The 25,467-nt window shown below is 68.6% G+C and carries 24 protein-coding genes, 1 pseudogene and 1 other annotated feature; of the genes and pseudogenes, 22 read left to right on the top strand and 3 right to left on the bottom strand.

Going from position 1 to position 25,467, the window contains the following annotated elements:
* Positions 1-13: 13 nt before the first annotated feature.
* The 10 genes from N8K70_RS13485 (at position 14) to N8K70_RS13440 (ending at position 10,191) form a co-directional block, all read left to right on the top strand.
* The gene (locus N8K70_RS13485; protein WP_317138863.1) at positions 14-1,756 is read left to right on the top strand and encodes a dihydroxyacetone kinase family protein; all 1,743 of its coding nucleotides are present in this window, start codon (positions 14-16) and stop codon (positions 1,754-1,756) included.
* The gene (locus N8K70_RS13480) at positions 1,753-2,226 is read left to right on the top strand and encodes a ribose-5-phosphate isomerase (RefSeq protein ID WP_317138862.1); all 474 of its coding nucleotides are present in this window, start codon (positions 1,753-1,755) and stop codon (positions 2,224-2,226) included. The genes N8K70_RS13485 and N8K70_RS13480 overlap by 4 nt, the downstream gene beginning before the upstream one ends.
* On the top strand, positions 2,219-3,001 hold the full coding sequence (locus tag N8K70_RS13475) for a triose-phosphate isomerase family protein (RefSeq protein ID WP_317138861.1): 783 nt from the start codon (positions 2,219-2,221) through the stop codon (positions 2,999-3,001). The genes N8K70_RS13480 and N8K70_RS13475 overlap by 8 nt, the downstream gene beginning before the upstream one ends.
* Before the next feature lie 20 nt (positions 3,002-3,021).
* Complete coding sequence (locus N8K70_RS13470) at positions 3,022-3,843, top strand: DeoR/GlpR family DNA-binding transcription regulator (RefSeq protein ID WP_317138860.1); 822 nt, start codon at positions 3,022-3,024, stop codon at positions 3,841-3,843.
* A 99-nt stretch (positions 3,844-3,942) separates the two neighbouring features.
* Positions 3,943-4,290: a DUF7882 family protein gene (locus N8K70_RS13465; protein WP_317138859.1), complete on the top strand. Its 348-nt coding sequence runs from the start codon at positions 3,943-3,945 to the stop codon at positions 4,288-4,290.
* A gap of 348 nt (positions 4,291-4,638) precedes the next feature.
* Entirely contained in the window at positions 4,639-5,922 is a 1,284-nt protein-coding gene (locus tag N8K70_RS13460) for an ABC transporter substrate-binding protein (RefSeq protein ID WP_317138858.1), read from the top strand.
* The gene (locus tag N8K70_RS13455) at positions 5,919-6,857 is read left to right on the top strand and encodes a carbohydrate ABC transporter permease (protein WP_317138857.1); all 939 of its coding nucleotides are present in this window, start codon (positions 5,919-5,921) and stop codon (positions 6,855-6,857) included. Before N8K70_RS13460 ends, N8K70_RS13455 begins: the two co-directional genes overlap by 4 nt.
* On the top strand, positions 6,847-7,719 hold the full coding sequence (locus N8K70_RS13450) for a carbohydrate ABC transporter permease (protein ID WP_317138856.1): 873 nt from the start codon (positions 6,847-6,849) through the stop codon (positions 7,717-7,719). Before N8K70_RS13455 ends, N8K70_RS13450 begins: the two co-directional genes overlap by 11 nt.
* A 22-nt stretch (positions 7,720-7,741) precedes the next feature.
* Positions 7,742-9,100, top strand: coding sequence for an ADP-ribosylglycohydrolase family protein (locus N8K70_RS13445; protein WP_317138855.1), 1,359 nt, complete (start codon positions 7,742-7,744; stop codon positions 9,098-9,100).
* A gap of 104 nt (positions 9,101-9,204) precedes the next feature.
* A complete protein-coding gene (locus tag N8K70_RS13440; RefSeq protein WP_317138854.1) occupies positions 9,205-10,191 on the top strand; it encodes a LacI family DNA-binding transcriptional regulator in 987 nt (328 codons plus the stop codon).
* A 234-nt stretch (positions 10,192-10,425) separates the two neighbouring features.
* Here the strand turns inward: N8K70_RS13440 and N8K70_RS13435 are convergent, their stop codons facing one another.
* Positions 10,426-11,592, bottom strand: coding sequence for an exo-beta-N-acetylmuramidase NamZ family protein (locus N8K70_RS13435; protein ID WP_317138853.1), 1,167 nt, complete (start codon positions 11,590-11,592; stop codon positions 10,426-10,428).
* Positions 11,593-11,595: 3 nt separating this feature from the next.
* A complete protein-coding gene (locus N8K70_RS13430; protein WP_317138852.1) occupies positions 11,596-12,462 on the bottom strand; it encodes a MurR/RpiR family transcriptional regulator in 867 nt (288 codons plus the stop codon).
* A 113-nt stretch (positions 12,463-12,575) separates the two neighbouring features.
* Between N8K70_RS13430 and N8K70_RS13425 the strand changes: the two genes are divergently transcribed.
* From N8K70_RS13425 to N8K70_RS13380, 11 genes and pseudogenes are all read left to right on the top strand, one after another.
* On the top strand, positions 12,576-13,508 hold the full coding sequence (locus N8K70_RS13425) for an N-acetylmuramic acid 6-phosphate etherase (protein WP_317138851.1): 933 nt from the start codon (positions 12,576-12,578) through the stop codon (positions 13,506-13,508).
* A gap of 10 nt (positions 13,509-13,518) precedes the next feature.
* Positions 13,519-14,793, top strand: coding sequence for an ABC transporter substrate-binding protein (locus tag N8K70_RS13420; protein WP_317138850.1), 1,275 nt, complete (start codon positions 13,519-13,521; stop codon positions 14,791-14,793).
* A gap of 57 nt (positions 14,794-14,850) precedes the next feature.
* Complete coding sequence (locus N8K70_RS13415) at positions 14,851-15,807, top strand: carbohydrate ABC transporter permease (RefSeq protein ID WP_317138849.1); 957 nt, start codon at positions 14,851-14,853, stop codon at positions 15,805-15,807.
* A complete protein-coding gene (locus N8K70_RS13410; protein ID WP_317138848.1) occupies positions 15,807-16,718 on the top strand; it encodes a carbohydrate ABC transporter permease in 912 nt (303 codons plus the stop codon). Before N8K70_RS13415 ends, N8K70_RS13410 begins: the two co-directional genes overlap by 1 nt.
* Positions 16,715-17,647, top strand: coding sequence for an N-acetylglucosamine kinase (locus tag N8K70_RS13405; protein ID WP_317138847.1), 933 nt, complete (start codon positions 16,715-16,717; stop codon positions 17,645-17,647). Before N8K70_RS13410 ends, N8K70_RS13405 begins: the two co-directional genes overlap by 4 nt.
* Positions 17,641-18,606 (top strand): serine hydrolase domain-containing protein, encoded by a 966-nt coding sequence (locus N8K70_RS13400; RefSeq protein ID WP_317138846.1) that lies wholly within the window; start codon positions 17,641-17,643, stop codon positions 18,604-18,606. The genes N8K70_RS13405 and N8K70_RS13400 overlap by 7 nt, the downstream gene beginning before the upstream one ends.
* Positions 18,607-18,735: 129 nt before the next feature.
* Positions 18,736-19,053: a transposase gene (locus N8K70_RS13395; RefSeq protein ID WP_317138845.1), complete on the top strand. Its 318-nt coding sequence runs from the start codon at positions 18,736-18,738 to the stop codon at positions 19,051-19,053.
* Positions 19,014-19,127 (top strand) — a sequence feature (AL1L pseudoknot). It overlaps the preceding gene by 40 nt.
* A pseudogene (locus tag N8K70_RS17145) lies at positions 19,053-19,334 on the top strand (IS3 family transposase); the annotation flags it as partial. Its footprint overlaps the feature before it by 75 nt. The gene N8K70_RS13395 and the pseudogene N8K70_RS17145, both read left to right, overlap by 1 nt.
* 23 nt (positions 19,335-19,357) lie before the next feature.
* Positions 19,358-20,032, top strand: a complete 675-nt coding sequence (locus N8K70_RS13390) for an LLM class oxidoreductase (protein ID WP_394357847.1) — start codon at positions 19,358-19,360, stop codon at positions 20,030-20,032.
* Positions 20,033-20,209: 177 nt separating this feature from the next.
* The gene (locus tag N8K70_RS13385) at positions 20,210-22,078 is read left to right on the top strand and encodes a hypothetical protein (protein WP_317138844.1); all 1,869 of its coding nucleotides are present in this window, start codon (positions 20,210-20,212) and stop codon (positions 22,076-22,078) included.
* Positions 22,079-22,233: 155 nt separating this feature from the next.
* Positions 22,234-22,479, top strand: coding sequence for a hypothetical protein (locus N8K70_RS13380; protein WP_317138843.1), 246 nt, complete (start codon positions 22,234-22,236; stop codon positions 22,477-22,479).
* A 96-nt stretch (positions 22,480-22,575) separates the two neighbouring features.
* Here N8K70_RS13380 and N8K70_RS13375 read toward each other — a convergent pair whose 3' ends face one another.
* Positions 22,576-22,800: a hypothetical protein gene (locus tag N8K70_RS13375; protein WP_317138842.1), complete on the bottom strand. Its 225-nt coding sequence runs from the start codon at positions 22,798-22,800 to the stop codon at positions 22,576-22,578.
* Positions 22,801-23,308: 508 nt separating this feature from the next.
* Here N8K70_RS13375 and N8K70_RS13370 point away from each other — a divergent pair.
* Complete coding sequence (locus tag N8K70_RS13370) at positions 23,309-25,432, top strand: acyltransferase family protein (RefSeq protein WP_317138841.1); 2,124 nt, start codon at positions 23,309-23,311, stop codon at positions 25,430-25,432.
* The last annotated feature ends 35 nt before the right edge of the window (positions 25,433-25,467 follow it).

Here is a 25,467-nt window from a genome sequence, read left to right as displayed (position 1 = left end):
CACGAGAGGCATCATGAGCTATGTCCTGAACGATGCGGAGCGCTTCGCCGACGAGGCGACGACAGGGTTCGTCGCCGCGCATCGCGACGTCGTGCGCCACGTGCCGGGAGGCGTCGCACGGGCGACGGCGACGCCTCCCGGGGAGGTCGCCGTCGTCGTGGGCGGCGGGTCGGGCCACTACCCGGCCTTCGCGGGGCTCGTCGGCCCGGGGCTCGCCCACGCCGCCGCGCTGGGCAACGTCTTCGCCTCTCCGAGTGCCCAGCAGGTGCACGGCGTCGCGAGGTCGGTCGCGACCGAAGCCGGGGTCCTCCTCAGCTACGGCAACTACGCCGGCGACGTCCTCAACTTCGGCCTCGCCGAGAAGCGGCTGCGCGACGAGGGCGTTCCCGTCCGCACCGTCCGGGTCACGGACGACGTCTCGAGCGCCGGGCCCGACGAGAGGCACAGCCGCCGCGGCATCGCGGGCGACCTCGTCGTGTTCCGCACGGCGGCGTGGGCCGCCGAGCGAGGGCTCCCGCTCGACGACGTCACCGATCTCGCCTTCCGCGCCAACGACCGCACCCGCTCGCTCGGCGTCGCCTTCTCGGGCTGCACTCTCCCGGGCGCCGCAGAGCCGCTCTTCACCGTGCCCGACGGCCAGATGGGCGTCGGCATCGGGATCCACGGCGAGCCCGGCATCGACACGCGTCCGCTGCCGACAGCACGGGAGCTCGCCGTGCTGTTCGTCGAGACGCTGCTGGGCGAGCGCCCCGACGACGTCCCCGCCGCAGAGGGAGCGCGCGTCGGCGTCATCCTCAACGGTCTGGGCTCGGTGAAGGGCGAGGAGCTCTTCGTCGTCTACGGCGCGGTCGCGGAGCTGCTCGAGGCGGAGGGCCTGACGATCGTCGACCCGGAGGTCGGGGAGTACGCGACGAGCTTCGAGATGGCCGGCATCTCGCTCACCCTCTTCTGGCTCGACGACGATCTCGAGCAGGCCTGGACGTCGCCCGCCTACGCCGCGGCGTACCGCAAGGGCGCCGTGAGGCCGAGCGGACCGAGGCTCGACGACGACGCGCGCGACCCCGTCGAGACCGAGGACGTGGCGCCGTCGGCGGACGGATCGGCCGAGGCCGGAAGGATCGTGAGCGCCGCGATCGCCGCGGTGCGCGACGTGATCGACCGAGACGCGGACGAGCTGGGACGGCTGGATGCGATCGCGGGCGACGGTGACCACGGCATCGGCATGCAGCGCGGCGCGCGGGCCGCGGCGGAGGCGGCCGAGGATGCCGTCGAGGCCGGCGCCGGGGCGGGCACCGTTCTCGTCCGCGCGGGGGACGCGTGGGCGCATCGCGCCGGCGGCACCTCGGGCGCGCTCTGGGGCGCGGGGCTCCGTGCCGCGGGGGAGCGGCTCGGCGACGGGGCGGCGCCCGCGCCGGCGGATGTCGCGGAGGCCGTGCACGCGGCCAGGGCGACGATCCAGGGCTTCGGCGGGGCCGAGATCGGCGACAAGACGCTGGTGGACGCGCTCGTGCCGTTCGCCGAGGCGCTCGCCGCGGCCGTGGAGGACGACGACGCGCTCGCCGAGGCCTGGACGGCGGCGGCGGATGCGGCGACGGAGGCGGCCCGCGCGACGGCCGATCTGGCTCCGCGCCTGGGCCGCGCCCGCTCGCACGTGAAGCGGAGCGCGGGCACGCCCGACCCGGGAGCGATCTCCTTCGCGCGCGCGATGACGGCTGCGGGCGATGCGCTCGCACGGAACCATGAGGAGGGGACATGACCCGTACCTGGCGTATCGTCGTCGGATCCGACGACGCAGGTCTCGCTTACAAGGAGGCGCTCAAAGCCGACCTCGAGAAGGATCCTCGCGTGTCGGAGGTGATCGACGTGGGGGTGGACCCGGATGGGCACACCGCCTATCCGGTCGTGGCGATCGCCGCCGCCGAGAGGGTCCGAGACGGAGCAGCGGACCGGGCGCTCCTCGTCTGCGGCACGGGCCTCGGCGTCGCGATCGCGGCGAACAAGGTGCCCGGCATCCGTGCCGTCACGGCCCACGACAGCTACAGCGTCGAGCGCAGCGTGCTCAGCAACAACGCGCAGGTCCTCACGTTCGGCCAGCGCGTCGTCGGGCTCGAGCTCGCTCGTCGTCTCGCCAGGGAGTGGCTGGGCTATGAGTTCGACGACTCCTCGGCGTCGGCGGAGAAGGTCGCCGTGATCGAGGGGTACGAGAGCACCGGAACCTGTGACTGACGAGCGCCCCGGCGCCGGGCGCCTCCCCGTGACGCTCGGGGTGAGCCTCAAGGCGTACCTCGGCGTGCGCGAGAGCGCCGAGTGGGCCGCGGCGATCGGTGCACAGGCGTCGGCGCATCCGGCCGTGCGCTCGGGCGCGGTCGAGGTCTTCGCGCTCCCCGCGCTCCCCGCGCTCGCGGCGGTGTCGGCGACCCTCGCCGGCTCGCCCGTCGCCTATGGCGCGCAGGATCTCTTCTGGGAGGATCGCGGGCCGTTCACGGGGGCGGTCAGCGGGGCCGATCTCGCCGAGCTGGGATGCCGGTACGTCGAGATCGGGCACGCCGAACGCCGAGCGGTGTTCGGCGAGGGCGAGGAGGTCTCTCGGAGGAAGCTCGCCGCCGCCGTGCGCAACGGGCTGACCCCTGTCGTGTGCGTGGGGGAGCGCTCGCGTCAGAGCGCCGAACGCGCCGCAGAGGTGTGCGCGGCACAGCTCGAATCCGTCCTGGCGGAGGCGGAAGAGGTCGGCGACCTCGTCATCGCGTACGAGCCGGAGTGGGCGATCGGACGGGCGGAGCCCGCCCCGCCCGATCACGTCGTGGACGTCGTGCGCGCGATGAAGCGCCGCATCGCCGATCTGCCCGTCACCGGTCGCGTGCCGGTGATCTACGGCGGGAGCGCGGGGCCGGGCCTGCTGGCCACGATCGCCGCCGGCGCGGACGGGCTCTTCCTCGGCAGGTTCGCGCATGATCCCGCGGCGGTGGCGGTCATGCTCGACGAGGCCGCCGCGATACGGTGAGTCCGGAAGGAGGGGATGCCATGGCACGCAGCGTTCCCGATCCGGCGTCGCGATCCAGCCGGCAGCAGGCGCGGCAGCTCGCGATCAGCGAGACGGTGATGGCCGAGGGGTCGGTGCGGATCGAGGAGCTCGCGGAGCGCTTCGGCATCAGCAGCATGACCGTGCACCGCGATCTCGACGAGCTCGAGGATCGAGGCCTGCTCCGCAAGAGCCGCGGCGTCGCCACCGCGACATCGACGTCCCTCGTGGAGTCGAGCGACGTCTACCGCGCCAGCAGACAGCGCACGGAGAAGGAGACGATCGCCCTCGCCGCGCTCGAGCACGTCGAGCCCGGACAGGCCATCATGCTCGACGACTCCACCACGACGCTGCACCTCGTGCCGCACCTGCACGCGAAGACGCCCCTCACCGTCATCACGAACACGCTGACGATCATGAACGACCTGCGCAGCACGCGGGGCGTCGAGCTCATCGGGCTCGGCGGCGAGTATCACAACTGGTGCAGCGCCTTCATGGGCCGGATCACCGTGCGGGAGATCGCCGAGCTGCGGGCCGATCTGTTCATCATGTCCACGTCGGCCATCGTCGACGACATCTGCTTCCACCAGACGCTCGAGACGGTCGACGTCAAGCGGGCGATGTTCGAATCGGCCGACCGACGCGTGCTGCTGACCGACGGCACGAAGTTCGACAAGCGCGCCCTGCATGCGATGATGCCCATCGCGGACTTCGACGTCGTGATCGTCGATGCCGGCACCGATCAGCGGCACATCGACCGTCTTCGTGAAAAGGGCGTGACCGTCCGGGTCGCCCGAGCGGCGGTGCCCGGTCGAAGAGCCTAGCCAGGGAAGATATCGGGTTTCCAGATCGCTAGTTCAGCTAGTAAAGTCCATGTCGTCGGGGTCTTCACGTGACGCCCCGCCATCGATGAGGGGGTCATCATGGGCAGGATTTTCTACGGGACCAGCGGCGAGGCGATCGAGATCGAGGACGGGCTCCTCGCGCACGTGCAGACCGTCGCGATCACGAAGCTCCGGCGGGGCGAGTCGTTCTGCGTGTCCTGGATGTCGGCGCGCGGGCGCGGGCGCGAGACCGTCTGGGTGCAGCCGTCGATCCCGATCCGCTTCGTGACGGACGAGGATGCGGTGGGCGGCCTCGACCGCGATCTCCTGACCCGCCTCATGGACGCGGCGAACTCCCATCACGGCCTCGACCTCTCGTCGGAGCCGTCGCCGGGGCGTGAGCTCGTGAGCGACGCCACGCAGGGCTCGCTGAGTCGCGCGGCCTGACGCCGTCGCATCCCTCAGCACCCCGTCCGGTGAAGAAGGCGGCCGGCTCATGCCGGCCGCCTTGTCCGTGCGGAGAGGCCGCGGCACGCACTCCACCCGGAACGCCCTGACGCCGCCGTCCGGTGCGCCCGGCCGCCGCTCGCGGAAACCTTTGCCGAGGTTGAGACCCCGATCGCTTGAGCGTCGTCCTCGCCTCCTCGCAGAATGAAGGCACGTCCCTCGACAGGACCGGCCAGCGAAGGCCCGTCGTCCACGAGGACTGCCCGATCCAGGCCGCCCCTCTCCTCGCCGCGCATGCGCGCGGTGAGACGGTCGTGCGCGCCGACGAAGACTCGATGAGGAGTGACCATGAGACGGACGACACGATTCCGCGTTCTGATCGGAGGCGTCGTGGGCGCGCTCGCGCTGAGCGGCTGCTCGGCGGGTGCGGGCGATGGACGAGAGACGCTCGTGTTCTGGGACCAGATCCGGAACGAAGACCAGCAGGCCGCTCTCGACGGACTCATCGCCGAGTTCGAGGAGGGGCATCCCGACATCGACGTGCAGGTCGAGATCTACCAGGCTCAGGAGCTGGACTCGCTCGCGAAGAACGCGCTGCGCAGCCAGAGCGTCCCCGACGTCGTCTACGCCGAGGTCGGAACAGTCCGCGAGCTCTTCAGCGCAGGGCTCGTGGAGGATCTCGCCGAGTACGAGGACGCGTACGGCTGGCAGGAGAAGGGCACGGAGGCCGGGCTGGAGTGGACGACGTTTTCCGACGGCGAGCTCTACGGCATCGGCATCGAGGCGGAGCTTTCGGGGGTGTTCTACAACCGCACGCTGATCGAGGAGAACGGCCTGACGATCCCCACGACCACCGACGAGATGCTCGCCTACTGCCGCCAGGCGCGGGAGAAGGGCTTCGTGCCGTATGCGACGGGAGCGGGAGGCAGCGGCTGGATCTACTACTTCTACCTCGGCCTGCCGATCGTGAACATGCTCGGCCCCGAAGCGGAGCGGGCGTTCGTCGCACACGAGTCGGGCGAGTGGACGGATCCCGAGATCCGCGACGCCCTCGCGACGATCTTCGAGGACGCGAAGGACGCCGGCTGCTTCATCCCCGAGATGAACACACTCGACGGCACGGCGGCGTACGACCTCCTCGTGTCCGGCAAGGCGCTGGCGAGCACGCCGAAGTTCACGGGCGACATCGTGCAGTTATTGAAGGACGCCCCCGACGAGGACTGGGTGTTCGATCCGTTCCCCGCGGTGGAGGGCGGCGAGGGCCGGTTCTACCAGCAGGGGATGGGGTCGGCCTTCGCCATCAACAGCAAGAGCGAGCACAAGGACGCCGCAGCCGAGTTCGTCGACTTCTGGCTCAGCGACGACATCCCGCAGCGCCTCGTCGAGGAGGTGGGCTGGATTCCACCTCTCACGGGCGTCGACCCCGAATCGCTCGAGGTGCCGGATCTGCTGAAGCAGGCCGTCCGTCAGCTGGTGGAGGACGGCGATCAGACCGGGGTGTCGATCGACCTCGTCAGCTCTTCGGCGTTCAACGATCAGCTCGGCCGTATGGGCCAGGAGACCTTCGACGGCCAGCGCACGCTCGACTCCTACCTGGAGGAGCTGCAGAAGGCGTGGGAGGAGGATCAGTGAGCCGTGTCGCTCTCGCCGCCGCGGTCCCGTTCGTCGCGCCGTCGGTCACCGACGTCCGTCCACGCAGGCGGCGGCAGATCCGCCGTGCTGCGCCGGGACTGCTCTTCATCGCACCGGCGGCGGTGATCGTCCTGGTCTTCGTCGTCGCGCCGATCGTGTCGACCGTCCGGCTCGCGCTGCACGACTGGGATGGTTTCTCCCTGGAACGCGACTTCGTCGGGCTCGTGAACTTCGCTGCCCTGTTCGGCGATGCGGCGTTCTGGGCGGCTCTCGTCCGAAACCTGCTGTGGATCGGCGTGCTGCTCCTGGCCGTCGGTCTCGGTCTCGCGTTCGCGCTGCTCCTGTGGTCGAGGCCGAGAGGATGGGTCGTCTTCCGGACCGTCTACCTCATCCCGGAGATGATCGGGCCCGCCATCGTGGGCGTCGTCTGGCTGCGGCTGTGGCAGCCGGTCAACGGCGGCTTCGCCGGCATCGGGCAGGCGCTCGGCATCCCGTGGCTCGCGTCGAGCCCCCTCGCCGATCCGGCTCTGGCGATCTTCGTGCTCCTCGGCGTGCAGCTGTGGATCGCGGTCGGGTTCTTCGTCGTCGTCTCGCTGAGCGGGCTGCAGCTCGTCGACACGACGCTGCTGGACGCCGCGCTGGTCGACGGCGCGTCCCGGTCGCAGCGGATCCGCTATGTCGTCCTCCCGCAGATGCGTGAGCACATCGGCCTCATGCGGATGCTCGCGCTGATCGCGGGGCTCAAGGCCTTCGACCTCGTCTGGGTGATGACCTCGGGCGGACCGGGCAACGCCACGCAGCTGGTGGGTACCTACGCCTACTCGCAGGCGTTCGCGCAGCAGAAGTTCGGATACGGCGCCGCACTCGCCTGCGTCGTGCTCGTGATCGCGCTCGTCCTGACCGCGATCAGCGGAAGGAGCGGTCGTGAGCGCTGAGAACCTGCGGCGAGCCCGCATCTGGAACCCGTCGAAGGAGACCGTGCGCTTCGCGCCGGCGTGGGTGAGCTACATCGTCATGGTCACCTGGTTCGTCGTGATCGCCGCGCCCCTCGTGTGGCTCGTCGTGACGTCGCTCCGGAGGACGGAGAGCTACCGGGCCTCGACGCTCGGATGGCCCGAATGGGCGTTCTCGAACTTCGCTGAGGCATGGCGGACGGCGAACTTCTCCGTGGCCGTGCCGAACTCCATCGTCTACACGCTCTCCATCGTGGCCTGCGTCGTCGTGCTCGCGTCCATGGCGGGATACGGGCTCGCTCGCTATCGCTTCCCCGGCCGGGCGATCATGCTGGGCGCGCTCGTCGTGGCCCTGACCATCCCCTTCAGCTCGATCATGTTCGGCGTCTACGACGTCGTCGACGCGCTCGGCCTCCTCGGAACGCGTCTCGGCGTCATCCTCCCCGCCGTGGCCCTCGCGCTGCCGTTCGCGACGTTCTACATGCGCGCGTTCTTCCTCGGCATCCCCGAGGCGATCAGCGAGGCGGCGCGGATCGACGGGGCGGGGGAGATCACCGTGTTCGTCCGCGTGATGCTCCCCCTCGCGAGCCCGGGCATCGCGACGCTCGCCGTGTTCAGCGGCGTGTGGTCGTGGGCGATGTACCTCGAGCCGCTTCTGCTGGCCAACAGCGCGTCGCTACGACCCGTCGCTCTCGGGCTGTCGTTCTTCACGGCCGAGTACGGCGGCTCGAACCAGCCGCTCATCGCCGCCGCCGCTGTGATCATCGTGCTTCCGCTCGTGATCCTCAGCATTCTCCTCCAGCGCCGCTTCGTCGAGGGCATGACAGCTGGAGCCGTCAAATGACCACCTCAGGAAGGAAGACACAATGAGAGTCCAAGACATCGGCTACACGCCGTCGCCGAAGTTCGAGCTCGACCACCTCGTCGACGACGTCCGGCGATACCAGTCGCTCGCCGCCGAGTTCGGCAGGGCGGAGGAGGCCGACCGCATCGTCGCGGCCACGCGTGAGGCGCTCGAGCAGAAGCTGGCGGACTTCGACGAGCTCGTCTCGACGGCGCCCGCCGAGCCGGACGAGCCCGAGACGCTGGCGGACATCCACGAGGCGAGGCCGCAGGGAGAGCGCAGGCTGCTCGCCGAAGTCCCCGAGGACTACCTCTCCCGTTGGAGGGGATCGCTGCTCGGGCGCGGAGCGGGATGCACCCTGGGCGCCGCCGTGGAGTTCTGGTCCGTGGACCAGATGGAGGCTTGGGGGCGTCAGTTCGACGAGGAGTACCCGCCGACGGATTTCTTCTCCTTCGCGCGGCTGCCCGGCAGCCCGCGCTACATCGTCGGGAACACCGACGACCTGCGCCGAGGACGGATGCAGTACATCCCCGTCGACGACGACACGGCGTACACCCTGATCGGACTCCTCACCCTGGAGGAGCACGGGCCGGAGTTCACCCCCGAGCAGCAGGCGGCGACCTGGCAGCGGAACTTCCCGATCCACTCGGAGGAGAACGGCAGCTGGGGCGTCTTCTGGGGCGAGCGCCGGTTCCTGCAGAACCTCCAGCAGGGCATCGAGCCCCGCAGGGCCGGACGGCATCGCAATCCGAACGTGCAGTCGATCGCCGCATGGACGCGGGCGGACGCCTGGGGGTATGCGGCGCCGGGATGGCCGGAGAAGGCCGCCGAGCTGGCCTTCAAGGACGCATCGCTCAATCATCGCCGCAACGGCGTATACGGGACGATGTTCATGGCCGCAGCGGTCTCGGCCGCGTTCGCGGTCGACGAGCCGGCGGAGGCGCTGGAGATCGCGCTGCAGGAGATCCCGAAGGAGAGCCTGCTGGCGGAGGGCGTGAGATGGGCGTTCGACGTGTCGTCCCAGGTCTCCGACTACCGGGATGCGGCGCGTCTCGTGAGTGAGCGCTACCCCCACATGTTTGAGGGGCATGCGATCAACAACGCGCTGTACGTGGTGTTCGGGATCCTGCTCGGCGGCCGCGACTTCACGCGCGTCGTGGGCGAGACCGTGGCGATGGGGAACGACAACGACTGCACGAGCGCGACCGCCGCGAGCATCGTGGGCGCGACCATCGGGCTCGAGAACGTGCCCGCGCACTGGACCGAGCCGTTTCAGGGTCGTATGCAGAACTATCTGCGGGACCTACCGGAGTTCCTCGAAGTGGATGACATCGGCGAGCGTTTCGTCCGTCAGGCGAAGGAGGTTCTGGGTCGTTCGTGACCGACGATCACCATGGCCGGCGTCGTGACGACGCCGGCCATGGTCGTGCCATCCTCGATACCCTGAGCCCAGGAGGCCCCACGATGGAGCGAGGCAGTGCACGCGTGACGTTGTCGGACGTCGCGGGGATCGCGGGCGTCTCCGTCGGCACGGTCTCCAAGGTCATGAACGGCACAGGACAGCTGAGGCCGGCCACGCGCGTCCGCGTGATGAAGGCGGCGCGCACGCTGGGGTTCCGCCCGTCGTTCATCCGCCACGACCCGGGGCTCGCGGAGCTCCTGACGATAGGCGTCGTGACGTCGGACAGCTACGGACGATTCACGATCCCCCTCATGCTCGGCGCGGAGGACGCCTTCGGGCCGGGGCAGGTGTCGGTGCTCATGTGCGACGCGCGGGACGATCCCGTGCGCGAGGACTTCTACATCCGCTTCCTCGTGCAGCGGAGGGTCGACGGCGTCATCGTCACGGGCAAGTCCACGGATCCGCGCCCGTCGCTCGGCCGCGACTTCCCCTTCCCCGTCCTCTACGCCTATCAGCCGTCCGAGGATCCCGCCGACTCGTCCATCGTCCCCGACCACGCCGGGGTGGCGGAGACGGCCGTCGAACGTCTTCTCGCCATCGGGCGCGAGCGCATCGTGCACATCACCGGGCCGCTCCGGCAGACGGTCGTGCGAGAGCGCATCCGCGGGACGGTCGACACGCTCGCCAGGCACGGGCTGGGCCTCGTCGACGAGCCGCTCTCGCGGGAGTGGAGCGAACGCTGGGGGAGGGAGGCCGTCTGCGACGTCCTCACCCGCGGGCTGGAGGTCGACGGCGTCTTCTGCGCCAGCGACGAGCTCGCCCGCGGCGCCGTGACGGGCCTTCGGGAGAGCGGCGTGCGCGTGCCCGACGAGGTCGCCGTCGTCGGAGTCGACAACTGGAGCGTGCTCGCCGAGGCGGCGAGACCGCCCCTCACGACCGTCGACCTCGAGCTGGGACGGCTCGGCGTGCGCGCCGCGCAGATGCTGGAGGACGCCATCCGCGGCCGACGCCCGCTACCCCGCGGCGTGCACACGCTGCCCGGGACCCTGGTCGTCCGCGAGTCGGCGTGACGGACGGAACTGGGCGACGGCACATCACCGGTAACTTCCCACACGTGATCCTGGGGGTCTTCGATCCGAAGACCCCCGCCGCGACGATCGTCCAGCGCGGGTCGTTCTGGAAGCTCGTACTCGACAACCGCACCCGCGGAGTGAATCACAACCGACGCGGCGGAGGCGGTGCCTGTGAACGTCCTCTGACCTGCTGTCTTGCGAGGTATGGGATTCCTTCGGCCGTCCCGGCCGTCACCGGTAGAGCAGGTCGGGCTCCGCGGCGTCGAGCCAGTCGGGCACGGCAAGCCGGGCGGGGTCGTCCCATTCGCCCGAGACGATCTGCGCGAACGCGCCTCGGACTCCGAACAGCTTCTCGAGCGGGGAGGCGTCCGACTCGCCGGGGACCGGCACTCCCGGTCGTTCCTCGAGAAGGCCCGGATGCATCTCGGCGAGGAGCGAGAGCAGTCGCACGCCGGTGCGGACGGGTCTCAGCACCTCCGCGTCCGTCACGTGAAGGATCACGCCTTCACACGGGACGCCCGCGTGATCCCGGACGAGCGGAGTGAAGCCGTAGGGCACGGCGCGGACTCCGGGCAGCCGCTCCTCGTTCACACGTGCCGCATACCGCTCTCCGTCGATGAACGGCGCGGCGAGCACCCGGAACGGCACCGCCGTGCTGCGACCCTCGGCGACGTTGACGCCCTCCACCAGACACGTGCCGGGATAGAGCAGCGCCGTCGCCGCGGTCGGGATGTTCGGCGACGGCGGCATCCATGTCAGGTCGCTGCGGCCGATCGCGGTCTCGTGACGCGACCAGCCCTGGAGCTCGACGACGTCCAGCTCGAGATCGATCGCACGGGTCCGCACCCAGTGCCTGGCTAGTTCGCCGATCGTGAGGCCGTGCCGGATGGGCAGGGGCCAGCGACCGACGAGCGAGGCGATCGACTCGTCGAGCACGGGGCCCTCCGCACGCCCGACGTCGCCGCCGATGGGATTCGGGCGGTCGAGCACGACCACGGGCGTGCCGGCGTCTGCGCACGCCTCGAGGACATGGCTCATCGTCCAGATGTACGTGTAGAACCGGCTGCCCACGTCGGGCAGGTCGATGAGCAGGGCGTCGAGCGGTGCCACGTCCTCCGCCGCCGGGCGCACGTGCTCACCGTAGAGGCTTCGGACGGGAACACCTGTCGCGGCGTCGGCGATGTCACCGACGTGCTCTCCTTCGCGTGCCCTTCCGCTGAGTCCGTGCTCCGGGCCGAAGAGCACGTCGAACCGCCATCCCGCCTCGACCAGCGCCTCTCGGCCGCGCGTGAGATCCGACGTGAGCGCGAGGTCGTTCGTGACCATCCCCAGTCGCTTCCCGCGCCACCGTGCACCGGCGTGCGTGTCGTCGAGGAGCCGGTCGACGCCGAGCCTCATGCGTCAGTCGATCCTGTGCGAGGTGACGGCATCGTACGTCCGCTTCAGGTTGTCGGAGATCGTGTCGTAGTCGGCCTGCGCGATGCGCACGAACAGGAAATCGAGGACGGCGAGCTGGGCGATGCGGCTGGCCATCGCGCCAGATCGGAACGTGGAGTCGGCCACTGCCGTGACGAGCGTGAGCGTGCAGACGCGAGCGAGGGGGGAGCGCGGGTTGTTCGTGACGGCGATGGTCGTCGCGCCCGACGCCGCGGCGACTTCGGCCGCCTGGACGATCTCGAGCGTGCGCCCGGAGTGCGAGATCGCGACCGCGACGTCTCGAGAGTCGAGGAGTGCTGCGCCGGTGAGGGCGAGATGGAGGTCGGTGCGCGCCTGTGCCACGAGCCCCGCGCGGTGCAGCTTCTGCTCGAGGTCGAGCGCGGCGAGCCCGCTCGACGCGGCGCCGTAGATGTCGATGCGCCGCGCTTTGCGGATCGCCGTGACGCCCCGTTCGAGCTCGTCGATGTCGAGCTGACGTGCGGTCCGCTCGATGGCGGAGGCTTCGGCGAAGGCGATCTTCCGGACCGTGGTGTGCGCGTCGTCGTGCCGGTCGACGTCGCCCTCGGCGACCTGGAAGCGCTCCCGGTCGGACTCGTTGCGATCGAGCTCGGTGGCGAGTGCGAGACGGAACTCGGGATAGCCGGCGAATCCCAGGCTCTGGGAGAAGCGCGCCACGCTCGCGGGCGATGTTCCGCTCTCCGCTGCCAGCTGGGTGATCGATGCTTCGACGACCCGACCGGGGTCGTCGAGCACGTGGCGCGCGATGCGCTGCTCCGTGGGGGTCAGCCCCGAGAGACGCTGGTGGATGGCGGTGGTCGCGCTGGTGGACACGCCTCCATGGTGACAGAGAAATAATTTCCAGCAAGTAACGACTTTTCGAAAAAGCTTGCCAGATCGGAAGAGGTTCACGAAGGTGGGATCACCGACCACCTGGAGACCCACCGATGACGACCCCCGCTTCCGCTTCGGCGCTTCCCGCGACGGAGCGCCGCAACCCCGCGTCCGAACGACTCGACGAGCTCGACACGCTCGACCTGTTGCAGACGCTCAACGACGCCGACGCCGAGGTCTCCGTCGCCGTGCGGGCAGCGCTGCCGGCGCTCGCCGAACTCGTCGACGTCGCCGTCCGGGCTCTCGAACGTGGTGGCAGGGTCCACTACTTCGGCGCGGGAACCTCCGGCCGGCTCGCGGTGCTCGATGCGGCAGAGCTCATCCCCACCTTCAACCTGCCGCCGGACGTCTTCGTCGCCCATCTCGCCGGAGGGGACGACGCAATGCACCGCGCGATCGAGGGCAGCGAGGACTCCGCACGCGACGGAGCGGCCGAAGCGGCGCAGATCGGCGATGACGATGTGGTCGTCGGCATCGCCGCGTCGGGGACGACGCCCTATGTGCGAGGCGCGCTCGACGCGGCACGAGCACGCGGTGCGGCGACGGGGCTCATCACGAGCAACCCCGACATCGATCGGAGGCTGGTCGACATCGCCGTCGTCGCCGACACTGGACCGGAGGTCCTCACCGGCTCGACACGGCTGAAGGCAGGGACCGCCGCGAAGATGACCCTCAACGCCTTCTCCACCGCCGTGATGGTCCGCCGCGGATACACCTGGTCGAACCTCATGGTGTCGGTCGTCGCGACGAACAGGAAGCTTCGCGAACGTTCCGTGCGCATCCTCGCGGAAGCGGCAGGCCTGGAGCCCGGTGCCGCGCAGGAACGGCTGCGCGCGGCGGAGGGCGATCTCAAGGCCGCCCTCGTGAGCGAGCTCGGCGGCGTTCCTCTCCACATCGCACGGCAAGCCCTGGCCGATGCGTCCGGGATCGTCCGGCGCGCACTCGATTCCCTCATCCCCACCGAACGCAGCGCTTCACCTAACTGAGAGGAATCTCATGCGTCACAGCGTCCCCCGCCTCGCGATCTCCGCGGGCGTCCTCATCGCCGGCGTCGTCATCGCCGGATGCGCCCCGTCATCGTCCGGCGACGACGAGATCACCTTGACGATCTGGTCCTGGCAGGCATCGTCCACCCCGAAGTGGGATGCGGTCTTCGACGTCTACGAGGAATCGCATCCCGGTGTGACCATCGAGTTCGAGGGCTATCAGCCGACGGAGTACAACCAGATACTCGCGACGGGACTCGAGGGGAGCGATGGCCCCGACATCGCGATGCTGCGCGCGTACGGCGGAGCGCAGTCGGCGATCCAGGCGGAGCAGATCGTGCCCATCGACGACGTCGTCGACGGACTCGATCAGTTCGATCCGACGGTGCTGAGAGCTGCACAGGGGATCGAGGGCGGCGCGACGTACGGTGTTCCGTTCGCCTATCAGACCATGCAGATGTTCTACAACAAGACGTTGTTCGACGACCTCGGCCTGGAGGAGCCGACGACGTGGGACGAGTTCATCGCGCTGCAGGACACACTCGTCGAGGAAGGCGTCACACCGATGGCGCTGGGCGCTCGTGAGGACTGGGTGCTCCCGATGTTCGCCGACATCGTCGGCTCGGCCCGCTACGGGGGCGCCGATTTCGAGGAGAGGGTCCTCAGCGGAGAGACCGACTTCACCGACCCCGACTACGTCGCCTCGCTGCAGATCGTCCAGGACCTGCAGCAGTACTTCGACAAGGACGTGAACGCGATCGCCGTCGCCGATGCCACCCTGCAGTTCACCACCGGGCAGGCGGCCCAGTGGCCCGGCGGCTCGTTCGATCTGCCCACCTTCCAGGACTCGGCCCCTGACACAGAGTGGGGCGTGTACGAGGTTCCGCCGCCGCCTGGTTCGGTCCTCGACCACGCCGTGACGCCCGGGTACGCAGACGGCAGCTTCGGCATCAACGCGTCGAGCGATCAGCAGGAGGAGGCGACGGAGCTGCTCAACTGGATGACGACCGCGGAGTTCGGGCAGCTCGTCGCTGATGAGGTGGAGCAGTTCTCCGCGCTTCCCGGGGTCGAGTACAGCGACGCTCTGATGCGGGAGATGAACGAGCAGTACACCGCGAACCCCGCCCCCTATCTGCTGCTCGTCGACTTCCGGTACGGCGACCCGACGGGAACGGCCGTGCTCGGGCCCGACATCCAGGCGATGTTCCTCGGCCAGAAGACGCCCGAGCAGCTCGCCGAGGATCTGCAGTCAGGGATATCGACCTGGTTCACGCCGTCGTCCTGATCCGGTGTCGTGGGGTACGCGCGTCGTACCCCACGACCGTCTCGAGAAGAGGTCACCATGGCGTCGCCCGTCGCCCTGCCCAAGCCCAGAAGTCGTCGCACGCAGACCGGCACGGCTCTGAGCACACCGGCCGCGCTCGCCTTCGTGCTGCCCGCGCTGGCGTTGTTCTCGGTCCTCATCCTCTACCCGATGGTCGCCGCGCTGAGCTACTCGTTCTTCAAGTGGCAGGGGACGCGACAGGGCGGGTTCGCGGGGCTGGGCAACTACGTGACGCTGCTCATGCAGGAGCCGTACGCGTCTGAGCTCTGGAACGCCTTCGGGCACAACCTGCTGTTGTTCGCGGGCGCTCTCGTCTTCCAGAACTCGCTGGGCCTCGGCATTGCCACTTTGCTCCACAGGCGTCGCCGGACGAAGCGCCTCTTCCAGACCGTGTTCGCCCTGCCGTACCTCGTGAGCCCCATGGTGATCGGCTATCTCTGGTCGCTCATGCTCTCGCCGCTGTTCGGGCCGGTGAACGCGATCCTCCGAGGCGTAGGCATGGAGAGCCTCGCCCTGCCGTGGCTGGGCGACCCGAACCTGGCGATCTGGGTCATCGTGCTCGTCAGCGCGTGGCAATGGATCGGGTTCCCCATCCTCCTCTACGGCGCGGCGCTCGGCGGGATCGACGACGAGATCGAGGAGGCGGCCTCGCTCGACGGCGCGACGGCGGGGAAGCGTTTCCGCTACATCACGCTGCCACTGCTGACGCCGACCATCGGGATCATCACGGTGCTCACCTTCATCGGCAGCATGGAGGCGATGGCCATCCCGTTCGCGCTCGCCGGGTCGAACGGTGCGCCCGCAGGATCGACCGACGTCATGATGCTGCTCTTCTACCGCACGGCCTTCGAGTCCGGCAATGCCAACTCCATCGGCGTCTCGTCTGCGCTCGCGACCGTGCTGTTCCTCTTCATCCTCGCGATCTCCGTCCTCATCACCACGACGGTGCGACGGGCCGAACGGAAGCTGTTCTGATGGGAATGACGACGCTCGACGTCCCCGCGACCCCGCAGGAGGCGCCCCGCTTGGAGCGCAAGACGCCCGTCCGCCGCCGACCTCAGCACGAGACGTCGTTGGCGGGCCGGATTATCGCGAACGTGTTCCTGTGGGGCTACGCCGTGATCGCGGTCGGGCCGCTGCTGCTCATGGTGTCGAACTCGCTGCGGACGCAGACGCAGATCGCGTCGGATCCGCTCGGGATCCCCATCCCGCCGTCGTTCACGAGTTTCCAGAACGCCTGGCTGACGGCGTCGTTCGACACCTACTTCATCAACTCGATCGTCGTCACGGTCGGGTCGGTCGTCGTCACGACCGTCGTCTCCGTCTTCGCCGCGTATGCGTTCGCTCGCGCGCGTGCGCGGTTCTTCCGGGGGATCGAGGCGCTGTTCCTCTCCGGCCTCATGCTGCCGGTGCACCTTGCCATCCTGCCGCTGTTCTACCTGCTCGACTCGCTGGGGATGACGAGCAACCTCTTCAGCCTGATCCTCGTGTACGGGACGCTCGGCATCCCGTTCACGACGTTCGTCCTGACGGTCTTCTTCCGGCGTCTTCCGCTGGAACTCGAGGAGGCGGCGCGTCTTGACGGAGCCGGGCCGCTGCGGACCTTCCTCCAGATCCTGCTCCCGCTCGTCCGACCCGCGCTCGCGACGGTGATCGTGTTCCGATTCGTCCCGGTGTGGAACGACTTCTTCTATCCGCTCATCCTGCTGCGCGACCGCGAGTCATACACCCTGCCCGTCGGCCTCACACGGTTTTTCGGCGAGTACTCGACGGACTGGCCTCAGCTGTTCGCGGGTCTGACCATCGCGACAATCCCGCTCGTGCTGCTGTTCCTGGCCGCCACCAAGCAGATCATCGGCGGGCTCACCTCCGGGATGAGCAAGTGACGAAACCAGGAGAGGGGTGGCTCGTCGGGATCGACGTCGGCGCGAGCGGGGCGCGTGCGAGAGCCATCTCGGGCGAGGCGATGGTCGAGCGCTCGGGGCCGGGTGCCGTGGCGTCGGATGACGGCGCGGGCATCGCCATACGGGCCGTCATCGAGCAGATCCTCGCCGTCGTCGAGCCTCACGACGTCGTGTCTCTGGGGGTCGGCGCGACGGGGATCGCGACGCTCGCCGGTGATCGAGGCGGGCTGAAGGGCGCGCTCGGCGGTCTCGCACCGGGCGCGGTCGTCGTGCTCGCAGCCGATGCGGTGACGGCGCATCTGGGGGCGTTGTCCGGTCGCGCGGGGGTGACGGTCGCCGCGGGCACCGGCGCCATCGGGATCGCTCAGACAGAGGACGGCTCGCTCCACAGAGTGGACGGATGGGGTCATCTGCTCGGCGACGTCGGCAGCGGCGCATGGATCGGCCAGCGTGCCCTCGTCGAGGCCATGCGCGCCTACGACGTCAGGGACGCATCGGGGCGCGCATTGCTGGAGCGGGGCGTCGAGCGTTTCGGCCCGACGGAGACGTGGCCCGCACAGCTCTACGGGCGAGACGACCGCGCGGCCGTGATGGCCTCTTTCGTCCCCGATGTCATCGCACTCGCGGAAAAGGGCGATGAAGCGGCGAGGCGCATCCTCGACGCCGCGGCGGAAGGCCTCGCCGAGACCGCTCGTGCCGCTCTGAGCAGGCCGGGCGTTCCACCGCGCCTCGCGCTCACCGGTGGCCTCTTCTCGTCGGCGGCGCTGTTCCGGGGCGTCGCGTCACGGGCGCCCGACGGAGTCGAGGTCGTCTCTGCCGAAGGGACCCCCCTCGACGGGGCCGTGCGGCTGGCGCGGATGGCCACAGGAACGGCACCGCGTCTGAGAGAGCGGGACCTGATCGTATGGTGAACGGCGCCTCGGGGTCGGCGTGGGCCTCGGTCATCCGCGGAAGGCGATCGGAGGAGACGCTTCTTCTCGGGACGCCCGCGCACGACGATCCCACGCCTCTCGGTCGAGAGCATCTCTTCGACCTCGCATCGCTGACGAAGGTCTTCACGGCCGTCACCGCGCTCGTGCTGGTCGACGACGGCGTGATCGACCTCGATGCGCCCCTGCGGGAGATCGCGCCCGCTCACGGGGCAGCCACGCTGCGTCACCTGCTCACGCACACGGCTGGCGTTCCTGCGGAGCACAGTGGGTGGCGCGCCGGCCTGCGGGGCGATGACCTGATCGAGGCCGTGCTCGCCACGCAGGGAATCGCCGAGCCGGGCGAACGACACCTCTACTCCGACGTCGGCTATGTCGTCGCAGGGCATGTGCTGGAGCTCGTGACGGGGCGTGCTCTCGACGACCTGGTCCAGGAGCGGGTCGCTGTGCCCCTCGGGGCCGGCACATTGACGTATCGACCCGATCACGCGATGGCGGTGGCGACGGAGACGCAGCCGGGTCGCGGCGCCATCCGCGGTGAGGTCCACGACGAGCTGGCGCACGCGATGGTGCGCCCTACGGGGCATGCGGGACTGTTCGGGACGCTCGACGATGTCGTCGCGCTCGCGTCGATGGTGATCGGTGGCGGGCAGGGGCGCGAGGGTCCGGTGCTGTCGGCATCGAGCGTGCGGATGATGACTACCCCGCGCGTCGTGTCGGCCGCCGATTACGGGCAGACGATCGGTCTGCGGGTGCGTGATCGGTCGTGGATGGGGGACGTCGACGCCGTCGGGCATACCGGATTCACCGGGACCTGTTTCGCCGTGTCACTGCAGAGCGGACATGTGGCGGTGCTCCTCACGAACCGCGTCCATCCGACGCGGTCCGGCACGGACATCTCAGGGGTGCGGAGGCGGTTCCTGCGAGGGCTGCTGCGCTGAAGCGAGGGAAGACCGCGAACGTCATCCTGTGGAACCGGACGACATGATTGCGTTTGGGTCTGCTGCACGATGACGCTGTTGCGCCCCGGGTTTGGTGGAGGCTCCTGAGGTCCCGAGAGGATGTGGAGCATGCCGAGGTTGAGGAAGTATCCGCCTGAGTTGAAGGACCGGGCGGTGCGGCTGGTTCTGGCCGCGCGTGACGAGGACGGTGGCCGTCGCGGGGCGTGCACGCGGGTCGGGCAGCAGTTGGGGATTCCGAGCGACACGTTGCGCGGCTGGGTGCAGCGTGCCGAGATCGACGGTGGCCTGCGTCCGGGCCGGTCGACGGATGACGCGGAACATATCGCGCAACTGGAGCGGGAGGTGGGTGAGTTGCGGCGGGCGAACGCGATCTTGCGCAGCGCGTCGGCTTTCTTCGCGGCGGAGCTCGACCGCCCACACAGTTGATGGTCGATTACATCGACGCGCACAAGTCCGAGTTCGGGGTCGAGCCGATCTGCGAGGAGCTGCCGATCGCCCCGTCGACGTACTACGCGTCTAAGACAGCCGAGCCGTCTGCGCGGGCGGTGAGCGACGAAGTCGCGCTGACGCAGATCCACCGGGTGCACAGTGAGAACCTCGGGGTCTACGGGGTCAGGAAGGTGCATGCTCAACTGCGCTGTGAAGGGCACAAGCTCGCACGCTGCACGGTCGAGCGGTTGATGCGCCGCGATGGGCTGCGCGGAGTGACACGCGCGCGGGGGCCGCGCCGGTGTTGCTGCAAGCCGGCGATTCCCCTCGTGGGAGGGATTTCGGCGCACGGTGGGGAGACGTCATCTTCGCGATCGAGCGCACGGCGGAGGAGCTGCTCGCGAAGAAGCGCGACATCCAGCGACGTGCCACCGCCATCGGACGCGAGGCGGAGAGGATCAAGCTGTTCGCCGCGGTGCAGCCGATCAAGGGGGAGACGACCGACATCGCGCGCGCCCGGCGCGACTATCTTCGCGAGCTCGTGACGCCCGAAGCCGCGTTGGTGTTCTTCGGCCACTTCTCGAGACTTGACCTCTCGCAGGTCGACCCGGAAGAGCCGTACCTCAAGGTCCTCGACGAGCGGGCCACGGACGAGCAACGAGGCTGCAGGGCCATCGCCGCGCTCGATGAGCTGCTCGGCTCCCGCAGGGGAACGGCGACGATCGCAGATGCCGCCGTGGAATTCTCACAGAGTGAGCTGACGCCGCAGATCGTGGGCACAGGGCGCGAGGTGGCGAAGGGGCTCGCCGAGATCTTCGCGTCTGGTGCCGCGGACGGGTTCCTGATCACTCCGACGCACTTCCCCGGCACGTTCGACGAGTTCGGCAGGGCGGTGATCCCGCACTTGCAAGAGCTCGGCGTGTTCAAGACCGAGTACTCGGGCACGACGCTTCGGGGCAACCTCGGGATCGGATAGGCGGCGAGGCGGGCGTCGGCCGATCCGTCTCCGACCAGCTCAGATGGGCCCGGTTCCCGCCGCGTGCTGTGAAGGCGCCGCTCGAAATCGGTCGAGACCCGCGTAACGAACGGGCACGTCCGAGGTCTCATCAGTGACGGCTACCCGCATCCCGAGGGTGGCGGGATGGGATCAAGGATGAGATCACGGAAACGTCGGTCACGGTTGTTCGCAGCCGCGACGGCGCTCGCATCGCTCGCGCTCGCGTCGATCGGAGCAGGTGCCGCAGTCGCAGCGCCCCCGTACACGACGGAAGCGACCATCGACCAGCTAGAGTTCACATCCGACGAGGTCGCGTCCGGTGCCGATGCGGAGATCAGCGGGCATTGGACCCTCCCGGACAACCCGCAGACACCCGCCGGCTTCGTCGTCGATCTTCCGGGTGACCTGCAGGGACTCACCGATGACTTCGCCCTGCTCGACCCGGATGGCGTGGAGATGGGCCACTGCGAGGTGTCGCAGACGCAGATCGTGTGCGACCTCGACAGCGACTACATCGCCGCGCATCCGCTCAATCTCGAGGGAACCTTCGCTTTCTGGGTGCAGGTGACGACGGAGGTCACAGAAGAGACCGAGGTCGTCTATGAGTTCGACGACCTCTCGACGAGCATCACGGTGACACCGCCGGAAGGCTCCTGCGACGACTGCGAATGGGGAGGCCAGTGGAACGGAAAGTGGGGGTGGTACGACCGTACGGACGACACCATCTGGTGGGAGGTCAACGTCCGTTCGGGGCCCGGAACCACGGTGGGCGAGGGAGGCATCGACGTCACCGTGATCGACACGGGCGGCGAGAATCTCGATCTCATCGCTGAAGACACGGTCCTCGTCGGCACGGATGAGTTCGACCCCGGGACAGGCGCCCCGGTGAACTGGCGCGAACTTCCGGCGGATGCCTTCGTCGTGTCGGATGACGGCGCACGCGTCGATTTCACATCGCAGGAGGGCTGGGTCTACGCGGTCCGCTATCACACGTACGCGACGGATGGCGGAGCTGCCGAAACGTACTCGAACGGCGCCTCCGTCGAGATCGAAGGCGAGACGCGCGTCGAAGTCATCGGAGAGGTCTTGCGGTTCGGCGGCGGGGGCACGGGATCGGGCGATTCGGTCGGGTCCTTCGTGATCGAGAAGACGGTGATCTGGAACGGCGATCCCGTCGACGGCATTGTCTTCGAGGGGACGTATACGGTCACCTCGCCGGACGGGTCGACATCGGAAGGCGTCTTCAGCGTGACCGAGGGCTCGACCTGGACGAGTCCCGATTACGCGGCCGGCTCGATCGTCCATCTCGAGGAGAATCTCCCTGAAGACCCGGCAGATGTGAGGTGGGAGACCCCGGTCTTCTCCGACAACGACTTCGCGCTGGGTACCGGTGAGACGGTGACGGTCACTCTGACGAACGAGGGGACATCGGTCGTTCCAGAGCCGAGTCCGACGCCGGAGGTGACACCGACCCCGACGCCGGAGGTGACTCCGACTCCGGAGGTGACTCCGACTCCGACTCCGACTCCGGAGGTGACTCCGACTCCGACTCCGACACCGACTCCGGAGTCGACGCCTGAACCGACGCCGGAGGTAACACCGACACCGTCGCCTTCGGAACCGACTCCGACTCCGACTCCGACACCGGAGGTGACACCGGAATCGACACCGACTCCGTCGCCTGAACCGGCTCCGGAACCGGAACCGGAACCGAGTCCGTCGCCTTCGGAGCCGGTGCCCACACCGGACCCCACGACTCCGTCGCCGAAGCCGGATGAGTCGACCCCCGTGCCGCAGGACCACGCTGATGAGCCTGCTTCTTCGACGCCGGATGCGCCGGGCACCTCCGAGCCGACACCGGCGCCGACTCCGACGCAGCCGGTGGTGGCGCCAACCGACGACGAGCCGCACACAGACCTCGTCGTCACCGATTCCGCCGGAAGCGACTGGGTCTTCGCCGGTGTTGCGCTTTCGCTGCTCGTCGGGGGATGGCTCGTCCTCGTGTTGCGCTCGCGCTCCAGCTGACTGGTCCGCTGAAGAGGTCCTGTCGAAGCCGAGGCTTCGACAGGACCTCTTTCATGTCTCCGGACAGCAGCGCCAGATGCATGAGCCGATGAACGAGACAAGCGCAATTGCCCCCATGCGAGGGTTCGGTGCTGTCGGCATCGAGCGTGCGGATGATGACGACCCCGGCGGTCGTGTCGGCCGTCGGTTACGGGCAGGCGATCGGTCTGCGGGTGCGTGATCGGTCGTGGATGGGGGACGTCGACGCCGTCGGGCACACCGGATTCACCGGGACCTGTTTCGCCATGTCACTGCAGAGCGGACGGGTGGCGGTGCTCCTCACGAACCGCGTCCATCCGACGCGGTCCGGCACGGACATCTCAGGGGTGCGGCGGCGGTTCCTGCGAGGGCTGCTGGGGTGAGTGTCCGACGATGCGGCCTGGACGGGCTGGCCCCCGACATCGGAAGGAGAGGCCATGGGGCGGATCAGGCAACGTGATCGGCGACCGAGCTGCCGGTCACCTGATCAACTGCGGCGGGACAGGATCCTGTTGCGCGCGATGAGCAACGCGCTGCCAGATATAGGAGCTGACGAAGCAGACCAACGTGATCGCACCCCATGCGACGGCGATACCCAGACGCCAGTCGTCGAGCAGCCAGGCTGCGATGAGGCACGCGTACCCGAGCGTCGTCACAAATGCGAACGGGATCACGGGCGCCCAGACGAATCGAGACTTCTGCACGAGTCCAGGCTACCGGCCTTGGCTGCGAGGCTGTCGAACGGCCGTGGCCGGTAGTCGATACGCGTCGCCGGGAACACCGTCGCGGACCAGTGAGGAGCAAGCGCGACGGAATCTCGATTCCCGCCGGCGTAGCGGTCAGGGAGGTCTCGGGGAATGCCGTCTATGGAGCGAGCAACGGGGACAACCTGCCGTGATGTCTCATCCGCCTCGCTGAGAAACGCTGTTTCGACATTTGTCGAAAAATGGAACGACGGATTGAGGGATGCGATGGCAGATCAAGAACGGCTCCTCGCTTCGTCTTTCGCGAGCGGAGGCGATTATCGCTTCCAAGCGATGAGCGAGTGCGTTTTCGACTTGGCGCGTCGGGAAAGTACCTGAACCGTCGTAGAGTGCTCCCGTGCGCTGCCGACATCGGGCGGCATGTCGATGACCGACTGCGGAACGGCGTCGAGCTCTCTCCCTCTGCGCGGAGGGGTCCTCCGCGCAGAGGCGATGCCGGAGTTGCACGTTGACCACTACATCAACTGATACGCACGATCGGTCTATCCGCAGCGCTCAACGCCGCGACATCCAAGGACTGCGTGCGCTGGCGGTACTCGCGGTCGTCGGGAACCACCTGTGGGCCAATCGCCTGCCCGGTGGCTTCGTCGGCGTCGACATCTTCTTCGTCATCTCCGGTTTCCTCATCACCGGGCTGCTGCTGCGCGAGTACGAGCGGTCGGGGACGATCTCGTTCCGCGTCTTCTACACGCGCCGAGCGAAACGGCTCGTGCCCGCGGCCACGCTGGTGATCCTGACCACCGCGGTCGTGGGATATTTTCTGCTCCCGGCGTCGAAGGCGAGGGGTGTTGTCTGGGACGGCCTCTGGTCGTTCCTCTTCGTCCAGAACTGGCACCTGGCGAGCAACAGCACCGACTACTTCGACGAGAACTCCGGGACGTCGCCGCTGCAGCACTATTGGTCGCTGTCGGTGGAGGAGCAGTTCTATCTCGTCTGGCCGTGGCTCCTTCTCCTCCTCCTGCTCCTGTTCGCGCGGCGCGGTGCGCTCACGTCGCGGGGCGCGCGTTCTGTCGCAGGGAGCGCGATCGGCGTCATCATCGTACTGTCGTTCGGTTGGGCACTGATCCAGGCGATCACGGCACCGTCCGTCGCGTACTTCTCCACGCTCACTCGCGGGTGGGAGCTCGGCCTCGGAGCCCTTCTCGCCGTCCTGGCGCCGGTCTTCCAGGGACTGACGGGATGGTCCAGGGTCGTGCTGGTCTACGGCGGAATCATCGCGATGCTGGCATCGCTGTTCCTTCTCGACTCCGCGACGCCATGGCCGGCACCGGGGGCGCTTCTCCCGACGTTGGGCGCAGCTGCGGTCATCGTCTCGGGCATCGGACGGGAGGCGCGGGCGAACCCTCTGCTCAGGAACCCCGTCGCCGTCTATGTCGGCAACATCTCCTACAGCCTCTACCTCTGGCATTTCCCCGTCATCATCGTCGGGACGTTCCTCTATCCCGACGCGGGCCGCAAGGGAGACCTCGTCTTCCTCGCGGTGGCGTTCGCCCTCAGCGTCTGTGCGTATCACCTCGTCGAGGAGCCTCTCCACAAGTCGCCTCTCCTCGCACCGGGCGCGACGCGCCCCGGCTGGGGCAGCTGGCTCCGCTCTCGACGTCGAGGTCTGATCACGGCGGGCGCGGCCAGCGTCGCCACCGTGGCCGCGATCGTCGCCGGTCTCATACTCGTGCCCGTGAAGAACCCTCTCGACCAGATCTCTCCGGAGGCCCTGGCCTCGCCGGAAGCGAACCAGACGGTGGTGGAGGCGCTCGCCGTCGAGGAATGGCCGAGTGACCTGACCCCTCGTGTGGGGTCCGCCCGGAGCGAGAAGTACGTGCGGGCGTGGTCGGTAGATCATTGTCTGGGCGAAGGAATGAATCCTGCGGACGCGTTCGACGACCTCGTTGAGCGATGCGTCTACGGCGATCCCGTGGGGGATAAGACGCTTGTCATCCTGGGAGACTCCGTGGCCATCACCTGGGCGACGGCGTTGGACGACGTGCTCGCAGACGAAGGATGGCGGATCGTCGACCTCACCGCGGAGATGTGTCCCGCGTCAGACGTGTCCGTCGTGCGCGACACGGGAACCCGATATCCCGGATGCGACGACTTCCGCGAACGTGCTTTCGAGTACGTCGCGGCGACGGCGCCGGACCTCGTGTTGTTGAGCGAGACGTCGACGACCGTCTCGCGCCTTGAGGACGGGGCAGAGGGGGACGATGCCATCGCAGAGGTGTCGGACGGCATGACGCACACGATAGAGACGGTGGCAGGTGCAGGTGAGACGATGGTGATCACCTCCGTGCCGCGTACGCGTTCGATGGGCGACTGCTTCGACGAGTACGACGGACCGCTCGCCTGCACCTTCGTGGCCGGTGGCCAGAGCCATCTCACGGCGATGCGACGGGCGACGGAGGCGACGGGAGTGCCGCTGATAGACAGCCGCTGGTACTTCTGCATCGACGACGTCTGCCCGCCCGTGATCGACGGTTACCTCGCGCGTCCGGATGGCGCTCACCCATCGGACGCGTATGCGAGAAGTATCGGCGTGTCGATGTGGGACAGGATCGAGAAATCCGTGCATGGCTGAGAACGGTCGATCACCCTCGCCGCGCAGAGCCGTCG

The organism is Microbacterium sp. AB (assembly GCF_032878875.1).
GTDB classification, from domain to species: Bacteria; Actinomycetota; Actinomycetes; order Actinomycetales; family Microbacteriaceae; genus Microbacterium; species Microbacterium betulae.
This window is presented reverse-complemented; position numbering and strand designations above follow the sequence as displayed.

Bases quoted from the DNA above. Each gene is read 5' to 3' on its own strand.
- N8K70_RS13485 (WP_317138863.1), top strand. From the start codon at position 14: ATGAGCTATGTCCTGAACGATGCGGAGCGCTTCGCCGACGAGGCGACG.
- N8K70_RS13480 (WP_317138862.1), top strand. From the start codon at position 1,753: ATGACCCGTACCTGGCGTATCGTCGTCGGATCCGACGACGCAGGTCTC.
- N8K70_RS13470 (WP_317138860.1), top strand. From the start codon at position 3,022: ATGGCACGCAGCGTTCCCGATCCGGCGTCGCGATCCAGCCGGCAGCAG.
- N8K70_RS13465 (WP_317138859.1), top strand. From the start codon at position 3,943: ATGGGCAGGATTTTCTACGGGACCAGCGGCGAGGCGATCGAGATCGAG.
- N8K70_RS13460 (WP_317138858.1), top strand. From the start codon at position 4,639: ATGAGACGGACGACACGATTCCGCGTTCTGATCGGAGGCGTCGTGGGC.
- N8K70_RS13445 (WP_317138855.1), top strand. From the start codon at position 7,742: ATGAGAGTCCAAGACATCGGCTACACGCCGTCGCCGAAGTTCGAGCTC.
- N8K70_RS13435 (WP_317138853.1), bottom strand. From the start codon at position 11,592: ATGAGGCTCGGCGTCGACCGGCTCCTCGACGACACGCACGCCGGTGCA.
- N8K70_RS13425 (WP_317138851.1), top strand. From the start codon at position 12,576: ATGACGACCCCCGCTTCCGCTTCGGCGCTTCCCGCGACGGAGCGCCGC.
- N8K70_RS13420 (WP_317138850.1), top strand. From the start codon at position 13,519: ATGCGTCACAGCGTCCCCCGCCTCGCGATCTCCGCGGGCGTCCTCATC.
- N8K70_RS13415 (WP_317138849.1), top strand. From the start codon at position 14,851: ATGGCGTCGCCCGTCGCCCTGCCCAAGCCCAGAAGTCGTCGCACGCAG.
- N8K70_RS13410 (WP_317138848.1), top strand. From the start codon at position 15,807: ATGGGAATGACGACGCTCGACGTCCCCGCGACCCCGCAGGAGGCGCCC.
- N8K70_RS13400 (WP_317138846.1), top strand. From the start codon at position 17,641: ATGGTGAACGGCGCCTCGGGGTCGGCGTGGGCCTCGGTCATCCGCGGA.
- N8K70_RS13395 (WP_317138845.1), top strand. From the start codon at position 18,736: ATGCCGAGGTTGAGGAAGTATCCGCCTGAGTTGAAGGACCGGGCGGTG.
- N8K70_RS13385 (WP_317138844.1), top strand. From the start codon at position 20,210: ATGAGATCACGGAAACGTCGGTCACGGTTGTTCGCAGCCGCGACGGCG.
- N8K70_RS13380 (WP_317138843.1), top strand. From the start codon at position 22,234: ATGACGACCCCGGCGGTCGTGTCGGCCGTCGGTTACGGGCAGGCGATC.